This is a genomic window from Xanthomonas sp. NCPPB 1638, from assembly GCF_041475635.2.
GTDB lineage: Bacteria > Pseudomonadota > Gammaproteobacteria > Xanthomonadales > Xanthomonadaceae > Xanthomonas > Xanthomonas cucurbitae.
Window position 1 is genome coordinate 1,039,925 of record NZ_CM192984.1, and the last position, 15,211, is coordinate 1,055,135.

The window sequence follows — 15,211 nt, forward strand, 5'->3', positions numbered from 1 at the left end:
CACCAGCCCAGGAGCACCGAGTCGGGCCACCCGGCTGCAGGTTGTCTGCGCGCAGCTGATCCAACGGCCACCACGCGTTCTTTGCCCGAAGTCGCGAGAAGACGCAGGGCGGGCAGCCTCTGCCGCCACGCAGCGCATGCAGGTGAGGCGCGTCGCTATACTGGTGGTCTCAGTCATGGGGTAGCGCGAATGGACAGCCGGGAATCAGGGATGAGGGCGTCGGGCATGCGGCGCATGGTGCTGTGGGTGGTCTTGCTCACGGTGGCGCTCGGCAGCGTGGCCTGCAAGCGCAACGAAAGCGGCCAGCTACCGGCCGCCAGCGGCGAGGCGATCAAGGGCGACACGCAGGCCATCACCGGCTTTGCGCTGGCGCGCGCCTATCCCGACCAGACCAGCGATGGCGTATCGCTGGCGCTGGAATTCTCCCGGCCGTTGGTTGGGACGCAGGATTTCGATGCGCTGGTGCGTTTCGAGGAAAAGGTCGGTACCGGTGACAGCAGCTGGTCGCTGTCCGACGACGGCAAGACCCTGCGCTATCCGTATGTCGAGGCCGCCAAGGACTACACGGTGCTGATCGACGCCAACCTGCTGGCGGCCGACGGTAGCCGGCTGGGCAAGCCGCTCAAACAGAAGGTCTATACCGGCCAGTTGCAACCGGTGGCCGGGTTTGCCTCGCAGGGCAGCGTGCTGCCGGCGCGCGAAAGCCGCGGCCTGCCGGTGGTGTCGGTCAACGTGCCGGAAGTGGACGTGGAATTCCTGCGTGTGCGCGAGAAGTCGCTGCCGGCGTTCTTCCAGCATTTCCAGCGCGGCGGGCGCCGCGGCAGCTGGGAGCTGGAAAGCGAATACAGCGGCAAGCAGCCGTTGTCCAAGCTGGCCGACCCGGTCTACGTCAATCGTTTCATCCTGGGCGGCAAGCAGAACGAGCGCGTGCTGACCTACCTGCCCACGCAGGACATCAAGGAGCTGCAGGAGCCTGGCCTGTACTTCGCGGTGATGAAGCGTGCCGGCAGCTTCGGCAACGAATTCGATACCGCCTTCTTCACCATCAGCGACATCGGCCTGCACACGCGCGCCTACAAGGACAAGCTGTTCGTGCACACCGCCTCGTTGCAGAGCGGTGAGCCGATCAAGAACGTGGAAGTGCGCATTCTGGATGCCAAGGGCGAGCTGTTCCTCAAGGGCGCCACCGACGGCAACGGCAATGCGTTGCTCAACTACACGCTCGATGCTGGCCATGTGCTGGTGGCGCGCAGCAAGACCGATCTGTCCATGCTGCCGTTCAACCAGCCGGCGCTGGATCTGAGCGAGTTTGCGGTGGCCGGGCGGCAGAGTGCGTGGTTCGACGTATTCGCCTGGGCCGGGCGCGACCTGTATCGCCCCGGCGAGACCATGCGGGTCTCGGCGATCCTGCGCGACAACGACGGCAAGCCCACCAAGCCTCAGCCGGTCTTCCTGCGCCTCAAGCAGCCGGACGGCAAAACGTTCCGCGAAACCAAGCTGCAGCCCGGCGAACAAGGCTATTTCGAGTTCACCCAGCAGATTCCCGCCGATGCGCCGACCGGCCGCTGGCAGGTGGAGTTCCGCACCGACCCGGCCAGCAAGGACGCCGTACAGGGCATGACCGTGCGTGTGGAAGAGTTCCTGCCCGAGCGCATGAAGCTGGACCTGGACAGCACGCAGAAGACCTTGAGCGCCGGCCAGCCGTTCAAGCTGGTGGCCAATGCCGCGTATCTGTATGGCGCGCCGGCCGATGGCAACCGCTTCACCGCCAAGCTGGCGGTGAGCGTGGAGCAGCACCCGCTGGAGTCGTTGCCGGGCTGGTTCTTCGGCGACCCCACGCTGGAGCTGCCGCGCGAAGCCAAGGACGTGATCGAAACCGAGTTCGGCGGTGACGGCATCCTGCGCGAAGACATCGCGCTGCCGGCCGAGGCCAAGCCGGTCAGCACGATTGCCGCGGTGGTCTCCGGCAGCGTGTACGAGACCGGCGGACGTACCGTCACCCGCACGCTCAAGCGCGTGCTGTGGCCGGCCAAGGCGCTGGTCGGCGTGCGCCCGTTGTTCGACGACAAGGACGGCGCCGATGCCAATGCCAACGCGCGCTTCGAGATCACCCGTGTGGATACCGATGGCAAGCCGCAGCCGGCCAAGGGCCTGAAGGCCACGCTGGTGCGCGAGCTGCGCGACTACCACTGGAACTACACCGACGACCATTGGGATTACGACTTCACCCGCCGCTTCGAGAACAAGGACACGCGCATCATCGACGTGGCCGGCGGCAACGCCAAGCTCGATTTTCCGGTGGAATGGGGCGAGTACCGCCTGGATGTGTTCGACCCGGCCACCGGGCTGACCACGCGCTACCCGTTCCGCGCCGGCTGGAGCTGGAACGACGAAAATCGTGGCCTGGACGCGCGCCCGGACAAGGTCAAGCTGGCCCTGGACAAGACCGGCTACCGCGCCGGTGACACGCTCAAGGTGACGCTGACCCCACCGCATGCCGGCAAGGGCGTGCTGCTGGTGGAAAGCGACAAGCTGCTGTACGTGCAGGACATCGACGTCAAGCCGGGCAGCACGTTCGAGATTCCGGTGACAGAAAGCTGGGAACGCCACGATGTCTACGTCACCGCGCTGGTGCTCCGCGGCGGCACCGCTCCCAGCAAGATCACGCCCGCACGCGCCGTGGGCGTGGCGTTCGTGCCGATGGAGCGCAAGGCCCGCCGCGTGGCAGTGGGCCTGTCTGCGCCCAAGCAGATGCGCCCGGAGCAGCCATTGCCGGTGACGGTGAGCGTGCCCGAGCTGGCAGGCAAGGCCGCACACGTGACCATCTCGGCGGTGGACGTGGGCATCCTCAACATCACCCGCTTCCCGGTGCCTGATGCCAACGCGCAGTTCTTCGCGCAGCGGCGCCTGGGCACCGATGCCTACGATATCTACGGTCGGGTGATCGAAAGCTTCGAAGGCACCAGTGGCAAGCTCAAGTTCGGTGGCGACATGGCACTGGAAGCGCTGCCGCAGGCCAAGCGCCCTACGGCGCGCGTGCAGACCGTGGACCTGTTCTCCGGCTCGGTGAAACTCGACGCCCGTGGCAATGCGCGCGTGCAACTGCCGGTGCCGGATTTCAACGGCACCCTGCGGGTGTCGGCGTTGGTCTACTCGGACACGCGCTACGGCAACCACGACATGGAAACCATCGTGCGTGCGCCGATCCTGGCCGAGGCCAGCATGCCGCGCGTGATGGCGCCGGGCGACCGCAGCACGGTGACGCTGGACGTGCAGAACTTTACCGGCAAGCCGGGTGAGTTCAGTGTGCGCGTGGACGGCATCGGCCCGCTGGCGATTGCCGAGGCGGCGCGCAGCATCAAGCTGGCCACCGATGCCAAGCAGACGCTGAGCTTCCCGCTCACCGCCACCGAAGGCTATCGCGTGGCCAAGGTGCGCGTGCGCGTGGATGGTAACGGCTTCAAGGCCGACCGCAGCTACGAGTTGCCGGTGCGTGCCGGCTGGCCGCAGGTGCTGCGTGCGCAGACGCGCGTGCTCGACCCGCTGGCACCGATCACCCTGGACAGCGGCTTTGCCGATGGCCTGATGGCCGGCTCGGTCACCGCGCGCATGGTGGTCAGCCCACTGCCACCGATTCCGTTCGCCAGCGCGCTGCAGGGCGCGCTGGAGTATCCGTACGGGTGCGCCGAGCAGACCACCAGCAAGGGCTACGCGGCGCTGTTGCTCGACGACGCCACCGCCAAGGCACTGGGCACCCAGGGGTTGGAGGCGGCCACGCGTCGCGAACGGATGGAAGGCGCGTTCGGGCGGCTGGCGTCGATGCAGATCGCCAGTGGGCATTTTTCGATGTGGGGCGACGACGGCTATGTCAATCCGGCGCTGACGCCGTACATCGCCGAGTTCCTGCTCGACGCCAAGGATGCTGGTTTCACGGTGCCCGACAACGTGTTGCAGAAGGCGCTCAATCGCCTGAGCGAAGATCTGCTCTCCGGCGGCAATGAGTTCTATGGGCAGGACCGCCGCGACAATCTGAAGTTCGCCAACCAGGCCTGGTCCGGTTACGTGCTGGCACGTGTCAACCGCGCCCCGCTGGGCACGCTGCGCGCGCTGTACGACAACCAGCGCGACAAGGCGCTCACCGGCTTGTCACTGGTGCACCTGGGTGCGGCACTGTCGCTGCAGGGCGACACCAAGCGGGGCGAGGCGGCGATCAAGGCTGGCTTCGCCAAGGACAGTTCCGAGCGGCCGCCGTATTTCGGCGACTACGGCAGTGCAATCCGCGACGATGCCTTGATGATGGCCCTGCTGCACGAACGTGGCCTGTCCAAGCCCGAGTACGACACCCGCGCAGTGGCCCTGGGGCGTGCGCTGGATGCACGCCGCGCTGGTGGCCCATTGTGGCTGAGCACGCAGGAGCAGGTGGCACTTGCGCGCCTGGGCAAGGCCTTGATGGTGGGGCAGGGCAAGCAGGTGTCCGGCACGCTGACCGTGGGCGGCGACGCCCAGCAGATCGCTCCGGCACGGGTGTTCGGGCGCAGCTTCGACAGCGCCGCGCTCGCACGGGGGGTGCAGTTTGCGCCGCAGGGCGAGGCGCCGATGTACGCCAGCCTGGAAGTGGCCGGCATCCCGCGTAGCGCACCGGAGGCAGATACGCGCCACCTCAGTGTGGAGCGCAGCTGGTACACCACCGACGGCAAGCCGTGGACGCCGCGCGCACTGAAGGAGGGCGAGGCGCTGATCGTGCGCGTCACCATCACCGCCAACGAGGCGATGCCCGACGCCTTGCTCACCGATCTGTTGCCGGCCGGCCTGGAGATCGAGAACTTCAACCTGGGCGACGCCAAGCAGTGGGCTGATGTGGTGGTGGACGGTATCGGCATCTCCGAGCGTTCCAGCGCCGCCGACATCAAGCACGAAGAGTTCCGCGACGACCGCTATGTGGCCGCGCTGGCACTCTCCAGGGGCAGCAAGGCCCAGGTGTACTACCTGGTGCGTGCAGTCACGCCGGGCACCTACACCGTGCCGCCGTCGCTGGTGGAAGATATGTACCGGCCGGAACTGCGCGGGGTGGGGCACACCACTCCATCCACCATCACGGTGGTGCAGCCGTAAGGCGATGCGTTGGTCCTTCTCCCGTCGGGACATTGTCCTCCTTCATGGAGGAGAAGGTGCCCCGCAGGGGCGGATGAGGGTCGGTGCGGAGCCTGGTGTGATCGATTGCCGAGCGGCTTCGCCCCGTCCCCTCACCCCAACCCCTCTCCCGCCGGGAGAGGGGCTTTGATCGCCCGCAGCAGGAGTGAAGCGCCGCACTGACGGTTGTTTCGACTCCGACGACCTGCTTCGTATCTGGCGATGCCGCTACGCATTGTCTTGGCCTTGAGATGCGAGCGAAACGCAGGGGTCATTTCCATTGGCTACGGTGGCGTGCTTTCTCACAGGCGTGGTGCTCTTGCTACGCGATCACGGGATTCCATGCAGCGCTCCGATTCGTGCCGTTTTCACTTGTCCGTTCTCGCCGTCGCCATCGCGGCATGTTCGCCAGCATTGCAGGCGCAGACCAACGCGACGTCTGCTAGCGCAGAGCGCACCGTTGCATCGTCGCCCGCATTCTCTGTAAATCCCGCAGGCGCCAGCGCGGCACCGGGCGATGCGGTGGGCGCACAATCGCTCGCGTCCTCAGGGGAAGTATCCAACGCCGCCGCACCGGCCGCCGCAACCAAAACCGGCGTGCAGACACTGGATGCCATGCAGGTCACCGGCGTACGGCGCGCCAACGCAGCAGCGGTGGAAAGCAAGCGTGCGGCGACCAATATCACCGACGTCATCAGCGCCACCGATGTGCGCGCACTGCCCGACAGCACCATTGTCGAAGCGCTGCGTCGCGTACCGGGCCTGTCGGTGTTGCCTGCCACTGACAACGAACATCCGCGCGATGAGGCGGCTACTCCGGTCTTGCGTGGTCTCGGGCCGTCGTACAACAACGTCACCATCGACGGGCTGACCATCGCCTCGCCGGGCACGCCGAACGGCACGCTCGGTTCGATCACGCGTGGCGTGCGGCTGGATCTGCTGCCGGCTTCGATGGTCAGCGAATTGCAGGTGGTCAAGACCTTCACGCCGGACCTGGATCCCAACGCCACCGGTGGTGCGATCAACCTGAAAACCCGCAGCGCGTTCGAAAACGGCGGCAAGCCGTTCTTCAGTGCCGAAGCCGCACTGGGACACGCCAACGACGTGGGCAAGCCGCGCGACCAGGACGATCTTGGCTACCGGTTGAATGCCACCGGCAGCCGCACCTTCGGTAGCGAGCAGCAGTACGGGCTGACCTTGTCGGCCAACTACCAGACGCTGAGCAGCTACACCGAAACCCACATGACCACCGACACAGTGCATTACGGCTTCTACGACGCCAACGGTGTGCTGCAGACCGGCGCCAATCTCGGCAATGGCTGGGCCGTGCCGCAGCAGGACAAGTACTGGTACGTGCAAAACCAGCGCGACCGCTATGGCGTCACCGGCAAGTTCGAAATGCGGCCCAGCGCGGCGCTGGAAGCGTACGCCATGGCCGGCTATTACTCCTTCAAGGACGACATGCAGCGCAACGAAGTCATCATCGACCCGCGCAATCGCAATCAGGTGTTTGACCAGACCGCGACCTCCGGTCGCTATCCGGGTGGAGATATCGAGGTGGGTTACTCAAACCAGATCATGACCACGCAGACCAAGGTGGCCCAGCTGGGCACGCTGTGGCGGCCCAGCGATCGGCAACAATTCTCTGCGCGCGGCGCGTGGTCGGATGCCACCTACGACGAGCCGATCCGCATGATTAAATACGCCACCGGCATCACGCGCCCGGCGCCGGTGCCGGTGGGGCAGACCGGCAATGGCGTGAGCCTCAATGCCACGCCAAATTATGCGTTCAACTACGACACCTCCGGGTTCGACCAACGCTTCGCCGTGTCGCCGCAGGCTTACACGAATCTGGACAACTACAGCCTGTCGTACTGGCGGCCGGACTACAAGCGCACGGCCGCCGATCGCATCCTCACCGGTCGGCTCGATTATGGCTTCAATCAAGGCGAAAGCGATCAAGGCATTGGCTTTGCAGCGGGCGTGTCCTACACCACCGACAAACCGTCCTACGACATCTACCGTGTGGAATATCAGCCCAATCGCAGCGCGCCCGCGCTCGGCCTCGCCGATGTGGTCGGCAGCGGCAGGGCGCCGATGCGCTATGTGGGGTTGAACCTGCTCAGCATCGATCCGGACAAGGCCAATCGCGTGCTGGCCAGTACGCCATTGAGCGCTTTCAACAGCACCGACCAGCAGGCCTTCAGTAACCAGGACAACTTCACCCATACCGAAAAGACCTTCGGCAGCTACGGCCTGGTGAGCTATCGCAGCGACCGGCTCAATGTGCAGACCGGCGTGCATCTGGACAGCACCAGGCTCGACACCGTCGGTCGCCAGCGGCAGCTGGACACCGCCAGCAACCGCTATGTCTATGTCGATCATCCGACCAGTGCGGAGTACGACTATCTGCTGCCGTCGGCCGTCATGACCTACCATCTGACCGACGCGCTGGACCTGCGCGCCGGTGCCAGCCGCACGCTCGGCCGGCCGCCTTACGATGCGTACGCCGCACGCACCTCGATCGGCTTCGTCAACACGGCCGACGCCGGCAACCCGAATGCGCAAGGCGTCACGGTCACCATCGGCAACCCGGACATCAAGCCGCGTGTGTCCAATAACCTGGATTTGTCGCTGGAATGGCAGCTGCCTGGCGATTTCGACGCGTTCGCTGCGGCGGCGGTGTTCGACAAACGCATCCAGGATGAAATCTTTACGCTCTCGCGCACCGACAGTTACACCTTCGATGGCACCACCTACGCCAATGCGATGATTAGCACACCGGCCAATGCTGCCAAGGCACGCATCCGCGGTGTGGAGTTCAATGGCATCGTCAATACGCTATCCCCGCTTGCGCCCTGGTTGAGCGGCGTCGGATTCAGCGCCAATCTGGCGCTGCTCGATGGCAGCCTGGATGTGCCCTACAGCGTCGGCAGCGGCGGCGCGGTGACCCAGCGCGAACGCACACTCGACAATCTGGTCGGCCAGCCGGACTACACCGCCAATGCCACGCTGTTCTACAACACCGGTGGCCTGGAACTGCGCGCGGCCTACAACCGGCAGGGCAAGGCGCTACGCGCCATCGTCAGCAATATCGATTGGCAGGATCTGTACTGGTCGCCACGCTCGCAACTGGACTTCACCGCCACCTACGCGGTCAGCAAGCAGTTCAGCCTGGTCGGCCAGGTCAGTAACCTCACCCATAGCCGCATCACCAGTGTCACCGGCCCCGGGCAGAACCTGCTCAAGGACAGTTACTCGGTACCCACGACCTATTGGGTTGGTCTGCGGTTTACCCCGGCGTTTTGATCCAGCAGCATCACGCAGCACGGTGAGGCTGGTAGATGCACAGCGATTTATTTCCCTCAAGCGGAGTCGTTTCGATGTCCTTGCATTCTGTCACCGCCCTTGCCGCATCGGTGTGCGCGGCCATGGCCACCCCCGCTACTGCAGCGCCCAACGGCGTGGCCGCCATCCAGGCACGCTTGAGCAATCCGCAGGGCGGCATCGTGGTCGTGGCCCATCGCGGGTGTCATGCGCCAGCACCTGAACACGGTTTCGCCGATACCGCGCCGGAGAACTCCTTGGCCGCACTGGAGCGCTGCATCGCGATCGGCGCCGATGTGATGGAAACCGATGTGCGACGTGCCGCCGACGGCACCCTGGTGATGCTGCACGACGCCACCGTGGACCGCACCACCGACGGCACCGGCAAGCTGTCCGAACTGACCCTGGCGGACCTGCAGAAGCTGCGCCTGCGCAGCGACGAAGGCGGCGCGCAGGCGCCGCTGACCGACCAGCGCGTAGTCACTTTGGAGCAGATGCTGGCCGCGTCCAAGGGCCGTATCCTGCTCAATCTGGATGTCAAAGATGCGATCTACGTGCAGGTGGTCGATGCGGTGGCGCGTTTGGGGATGCAGCACCAGGTGATCGTCAAGGCCGAAGCCGGCATCGCCACGCCACCACTGGCGGGAATGGCGCCGTTCAACACCGTGTACTTCTTCCCGATTCTGCTCAATGCACACGGCACTGCCGATCTGGCGGCGATCGCCAAGGCGCAGACGCGCAATGCGCGCCCGATGGCGTTCGAGTTGCCCAGGATGGCCGCCGCGCAACTGCCCGCGCTGACCGCGGTGAGCAAGGCGCACAGCGTGCGGTTGATGGTCAACTCGCTGTGGGAAGGCTTCATCGTCGGCTACGGCGGCGATGCCGATGCAGTACGCGACCCGGACAAGGTCTGGGGCCGGCTGTACCGCGACGGCGTGAGTATCATCCAGACCGATGCACCGGAAGCCTTGCTGCGTTATCGCGCCACGCTGGAAAAACGCTGAGCCAGCGGCGGGTGTCAGTAGCGAACCGATAGCCTGTGGGCAGGCGGTGCGAGCGCGTAGCAGTGGCCGAAACACGTTTTGCCCTGCATGCTTGGCACAATGGACGAACAACCGCCGGCGCAGACCTGGATGGACCGCACGCAGCCGCGTCCGCCTGCGCGCAAACAACCGGCCCGGCGTGGTCGCCGCTGGCTGCGCTGGAGTGCGGCGGCCCTGCTCACCGGGTTGCTGGTGCTGGACCTGGCCTTCCCGCTGCCGCTGCCCGAATCGCGCGATACCTCCACCCTGGTGGTGGCACGCGACGGCACGCCGTTGCGCGCGTTCGCCGACCGCAACGGGGTGTGGCGCTATCCGGCCACCCCTGAGACGGTGTCGCCGCTCTATCTGCAGGCGTTGCTGAACTACGAGGACCGCTGGTTCTGGCGGCACCCCGGCATCAATCCATGGGGCCTGCTGCGCGCCGCTGGGCAGTGGCTCGGCAGCGGGCGCATCGTGTCCGGCGGGTCCACCCTGACCATGCAGGTGGCACGCATCCTGGACCCGCATACGCGCACGCCGTGGGGCAAGGCCAAGCAGCTGCTGCGTGCGATGCAACTGGAACTGCATCTAAGCAAGCGCGAGATCCTCACCCTCTACCTGGAGCGCGCACCGTATGGCGGCACCATCGAGGGCGTGGAAGCAGCCAGCTGGGCCTATCTCGGCAAGCCGGCCAAGGCGCTCTCGCAGGCCGAAGCGGCCTTGCTGGCGGTGTTGCCGCAGTCGCCCAGCCGGCTGCGCCCGGACCGGCACCCGGAGGCGGCGCAGCGCGCGCGCGACAAGGTGCTCGACCGCATGGTGGAACTGGGCGTGTGGTCGCGCGGACAGGTGGACGATGCGCGCATCGAGCCGGTGGTGACCCGGTCGCTCAAGCCGCCGCTGCAGGCGGCCTTGCTGGCGCAACGCCTGCACAGCGCACAGCCGCGCGCCGCACGCATCGTCACCACGCTGGATGTGGAGCTGCAGCGCACGCTGGAAGAACGTGTGGGCACGTATTTTTCGCAATTGCCCGAACGGACCTCGGCGGCCCTGCTGGTGGTCGATAACGCCACCATGGAAGCGCGCGCCTACGTGGGCTCGGCCAGCTTCGGCGACCGCAAACGGCTGGGGCATGTGGACATGGTGCAGGCCTGGCGCTCGCCTGGCTCCACGCTCAAGCCGTTCCTCTACGGCATGGCACTGGACGATGGCCTGGTCCATTCGGAAAGCCTGCTGGTGGACGCGCCGCAAAGCTTCGGCGATTACCGGCCCGGCAACTTCGATGCCGCCTTCAATGGGCCGGTGAGCGCGGCCACTGCATTGCGCCTGTCGTTGAATGTGCCGGCAGTGGATCTACTCGATCGCATCGGCCCGGCACGCTTTGCCGCGCGGCTGTCCAATGCCGGCATTGCGCTGCACTTCCCGCGTGGCACACCGCCATCGCTGGCGCTGATCCTGGGCGGCACCGGTGCGCAATTGCAGGAGTTGGTAGGCGCCTTTGCGGCGTTCAATCGTGGCGGCATTGCCGGGCATGTGCGCTATACGCCGGACGATGCGCAGATCAACCGCCGGCTGATGTCGCCCGGTGCTGCCTGGATCGTGCGCGAGATCCTGCAGAGCAACCCACGCCCCGGCTACGGCAGTGGCACCTTCGACACCGCCGCGCGCCCGGGCGTGGCCTGGAAGACCGGCACCAGTTATGGCTACCGCGATGCCTGGGCGATCGGTGGCACGCGTCGCTATACGGTGGGCGTCTGGGTAGGGCGGCCGGACGGCACGCCGCTGCCCGGGCAATACGGCGCGGTGACGGCATTGCCGCTGATGTTCGAGGTCATCGATGCATTGCCGCGCAATGCCGGCGACAGCGTGCCGGTACCGATGCCTGCGACGGTGCAGCCGGTGGAGATCTGCTGGCCACTGGGGGGGGCGGCCCAGCAGACGCCGCCGCCGCTGTGTGCGCGCCGGGCCGAGGCCTATACGCTCGATGGCGCGGTGCCGCCGACCTTCGCCGACCGCGATGCGCGGCTCTGGCAGAGCGGCCAGCTGCGGTTCGAGGTGGACGCGCGCAGCGGCCAGCGGCTGTCGCAGGAATGTACCCAGCCGCATCAGCGGCAATCGCGTGCGTTGGCGCGTTGGCCGGCGCTGGTGTCGCCTTGGCTCAGCGCGGCCGAGCGCACGGCTGCGCAGTTGCCACCGTTGGCCGCCGACTGTCTGCCCGATGGGCGCATGACCGGTGGCGGCGTGCTGCGCATCGAAGGGGTGAGCGACCGTGCCACCCTGGCACGCGCAAACGACAGCGTCCGCCCGGTGCGATTGCAGCTGCGCGCGTTGGGCAGCGAAGCGCGCATCGATTGGCTTCTGGATGGCCGCTGGATCGCCCAGACCAGCGGACGACAGGGATTTCAGCGCGATTTCGCGGAGGTGGGACAGCACACGCTGACCGCGATGGCCGGCGATGGCGCCTGGACCCAGGTACGGTTTCGCGTACTACGTTGATTCCATCATCGACGGACGACTCACCCACGCGCAATCTGTAGGAGCGCACCCGGGCGCGATGGAGCGTTACCGTGAAAGCTTCGTCGCGCCCGGGTGCGCTCCTACGGGGGGGCGAAGCACATCAGGCTTGGAGGCACTTGCCGATCCCGCCTTCCAACATGTCGGCCAATGCGTCGGCATGTTCTTCGCTGCGCAAGTCGCTGCCTTGATTGTGCTCGATCTGTAGGAGCGCACCCGGGCGCGACGGAGCGTTACCGGGAAAGCCTCATCGCGCCCGGGTGCGCTCCTACGGGGGGGCGAAGCACATCAGGCTTGGAGGCACTTGCCGATCCCGCCTTCCAACATGTCGGCCAATGCGTCGGCATGTTCTTCGCTGCGCAAGTCGCTGCCTTGATTGTGCTCGATCTGTAGGAGCGCACCCGGGCGCGATGGAGCGTTACCGTGAAAGCTTCGTCGCGCCCGGGTGCGCTCCTACGGGGGGGCGAAGCACATCAGGCTTGGAGGCACTTGCCGATCCCGCCTTCCAGCAGGTCGGCCAATGCGTCGGCGTGTTCTTCGTCGCGCAAGTCGCTGCCTTGATTCTGCTCGATCTGTAGGAGCGCACCCGGGCGCGACGGAGCGTTACCGGGAAAGCCTCATCGCGCCCGGGTGCGCTCCTACGGGGGATCGAAGCACATCAGGCTTGGAGGCACTTGCCGATCCCGCCTTCCAACATGTCGGCCGATGCATCGGCGTGTTCTTCGTCGCGCAGGTTGTGCTCGGCATGCGAGCACTTGGTCGGCGTACCCGCCTACGTGGGCGGTGGGCGAGACGTCAGTCGGGCAGGTGCTGCAACACGTAATCGGCGGCAGAGACCTTGAACTCGCCAGGCGCTTCGACGAACAAGGCCTTGACTACGCCGTCGTCGGCATACAGCGCATAACGGCGCGAACGCAGGCCCATGCCCGAGCCGCTGGCGTCGATTTCCAAACCGAGCGCGCGGGCCAGTTCGGCGTTGCCGTCGGGTAGCAGGTGCAGGCCGTCGGGCACCAGCTGGCTGCGCCCCCATGCCTGCATGACGAAGGGGTCGTTGACGGCGGTGCACAGCACCTCGATGCCGCGTTTGCGGAAGGCCTCGAAGTGCTCCACATAGCCTGGCAGGTGCTTGGCCGAACACGTGGGAGTAAACGCCCCCGGCACCGCAAACAGCAACACCTTGCGGCCTGCGAACAGCGTCTGCGTGTCGACCGCTTCAATGCCCTCGCGCAGGCGCTTGAGCACGACTTCGGGAATGCTGTCACCAACGGCGATGGTCATGGGGCGGGGCTCCTGTGGCTGAACGCAGTCTAGAAAAGGGCAGGGAAAAAGCGCGTCAACACGCTTGAAATCCGCAACCCGATGCCTATCTGACGCACATGGCCGGCGCAGCGGTGCACGCCATCGCCGCTGGCCCTTCACCCAACCTGTTGGAGGCTTGCCATGAACATCGTTCGTTATCCCCAGTGGCCCACGCACGCCCTACAAAACGAGATCAAGCACGTATTCGACCGCTTCTTCGAGCAAAACGGCGAGACCGACGAATCGGCCGTGGTCACTGCGCAGTGGGTGCCACGCGTGGACATCAAGGAAGAACCCAATCACTTCGTGCTGTACGCCGATCTGCCGGGCATCGACCCGGGCCAGATCGAAGTGCAGATGGACAAGGGCATCCTGTCGATCAAGGGCGAGCGCAAGGGCGAATCCAGCACCGACACCGAGCGCTTCTCGCGCATCGAGCGCCGCTACGGCAGTTTCCATCGCCGCTTTGCGCTGCCCGACAGTGCCGATGCCGATGGCATCACCGCCGCTGGCCACAACGGGGTGCTGGAAATCCGCATTCCCAAGCGCCCTGCGGCCACCCCGCGTCGCATTCAGGTCGGCAACGGGCAGGAGGCCAGCGGCCGGGCACAGTAAGTGCGGAACCGCCGTATCGGCTCAGCTCGCTGGCCGATCCGGCCCCGGCAGGCGCGATAGGCGCAAGCCGCGGGACGGGCCGGCCGGCATGGCCAGGGTCGGTACGCGGGTGTCGTTGCGAAGCAACCGGCCTTGGGCGAAGTCATCGGCTTCGCTCTCCGGTGACGGCCGCGCCGTAGAATAGGCGCGGTCGCCTGCCAGGCTGCGAATGGAGCGGTTGGCACCTTCAGTTGCGTCAGCGCCAGGCGGCGCGGTGGGTATCCGGATCGGAGGGCACGGCGTGTCCAGGCGACGGCCATCCACCGCGTCACCGCTGCCGTGTCAACCAGGTGCCGACTGATCGAACAGGCTCGTGGCCCCGGCTGCGGGCCGTTTTTTTTCCAGAGGTGATTAGATGGAATTCAAGGATTACTACGCAACGCTGGGCGTGGAGCCCAGCGCAGGCGATGCGGAGATCAAGACCGCGTATCGCCGGCTTGCGCGCAAGTACCACCCCGACGTCAGCAAGGAAGCCGGCGCCGAAGACAAGTTCAAGGCCATCAACGAAGCCTACGAGGCGCTGCGCGACCCGCAAAAGCGCAAGGCTTACGACCAATTGAAGGCGCAGGGCTACCGTCCGGGCGACGAATTCCAGGCGCCGCCGGGTCATGGCGGCGGCCAGGGCTTCGATTTCGAGGAAGTGTTCGGCAACGGCGGCGCCGGCGGCGGCTTCAGCGACTTCTTCGAAAGCCTGTTCGCCGGCCAGCGCGGTGGCCGTGCACGCGGGCCGGGTGCTGGCCCCGGCGCCGGGGCCGGGGCCGGGGCCGGCCCGCAGGCGCGTGGCGACACCCGCGCCAAGCTGGCGGTGCCGCTGGAAGCGGTGCATTCGGGCGATAGCGTGCGCATCACCATCAACGGCAGGCAGCTGGACGTGCGCGTGCCCAAGGGCGTGCAGCCCGGCCAGGTGATTCGCCTGAGCGGGCAGGGCAATGGGGGAGGCAACCTGTTGCTGGAGATCGAGTACGCCGCACACCCGCACTTCGAGGTGGACGGGCGCAACATTCTCTACACCCTGCAGGTGATGCCCTGGCAGGCCGCGCTGGGCACCACCATCAGCGTGCCCACCCTGGGCGGCTCCGTGGAGTTGAAGGTGCCTGCCGACTCGGATGCTGGGCGCAAGCTGCGCCTGCGCGGTCGCGGCTTGCCGGGTACGACCCCGGGCGATCAGATCGTGGAGCTGGAAATCCTGGCTCCGGCTCCTGCTGACGACGCGCAGAAGAAGGCGTACCGCAACCTCGCCAAGGCGTTTGGCGAGACGGTGTGAGTCT

Annotated in this window: 7 protein-coding genes; 6 read left to right on the forward strand and 1 reads right to left on the reverse strand. The window is 66.3% G+C overall.

The annotated features are described in order from the left end of the window. Positions 1–210: 210 nt before the first annotated feature. The 4 genes from ACCQ13_RS04590 to pbpC all read left to right on the forward strand — a co-directional run bounded on the left by ACCQ13_RS04590 (position 211) and on the right by pbpC (position 11,972). Positions 211–5,112, forward strand: a complete 4,902-nt coding sequence (locus ACCQ13_RS04590; RefSeq protein WP_208800478.1) for an alpha-2-macroglobulin family protein — start codon at positions 211–213, stop codon at positions 5,110–5,112. A 360-nt stretch (positions 5,113–5,472) separates the two neighbouring features. Then, positions 5,473–8,439: a TonB-dependent receptor gene (locus ACCQ13_RS04595; protein ID WP_159406709.1), complete on the forward strand. Its 2,967-nt coding sequence runs from the start codon at positions 5,473–5,475 to the stop codon at positions 8,437–8,439. 74 nt (positions 8,440–8,513) lie between these two features. Continuing rightward, entirely contained in the window at positions 8,514–9,461 is a 948-nt protein-coding gene (locus ACCQ13_RS04600) for a glycerophosphodiester phosphodiesterase family protein (protein ID WP_104605142.1), read from the forward strand. Positions 9,462–9,560: 99 nt separating this feature from the next. Further along, complete coding sequence (pbpC, locus tag ACCQ13_RS04605; protein ID WP_104605140.1) at positions 9,561–11,972, forward strand: penicillin-binding protein 1C; 2,412 nt, start codon at positions 9,561–9,563, stop codon at positions 11,970–11,972. A gap of 813 nt (positions 11,973–12,785) precedes the next feature. Here the strand turns inward: pbpC and ACCQ13_RS04610 are convergent. Then, positions 12,786–13,268 (reverse strand): peroxiredoxin, encoded by a 483-nt coding sequence (locus ACCQ13_RS04610; RefSeq protein WP_104604715.1) that lies wholly within the window; start codon positions 13,266–13,268, stop codon positions 12,786–12,788. A 162-nt stretch (positions 13,269–13,430) separates the two neighbouring features. Between ACCQ13_RS04610 and ACCQ13_RS04615 the strand changes: the two genes are divergently transcribed. Both ACCQ13_RS04615 and ACCQ13_RS04620 read left to right on the forward strand, forming a co-directional pair. Further along, entirely contained in the window at positions 13,431–13,904 is a 474-nt protein-coding gene (locus ACCQ13_RS04615; protein ID WP_104604713.1) for an Hsp20/alpha crystallin family protein, read from the forward strand. 394 nt (positions 13,905–14,298) lie between these two features. Further along, positions 14,299–15,207, forward strand: coding sequence for a DnaJ C-terminal domain-containing protein (locus tag ACCQ13_RS04620; protein WP_159406710.1), 909 nt, complete (start codon positions 14,299–14,301; stop codon positions 15,205–15,207). The last annotated feature ends 4 nt before the right edge of the window (positions 15,208–15,211 follow it).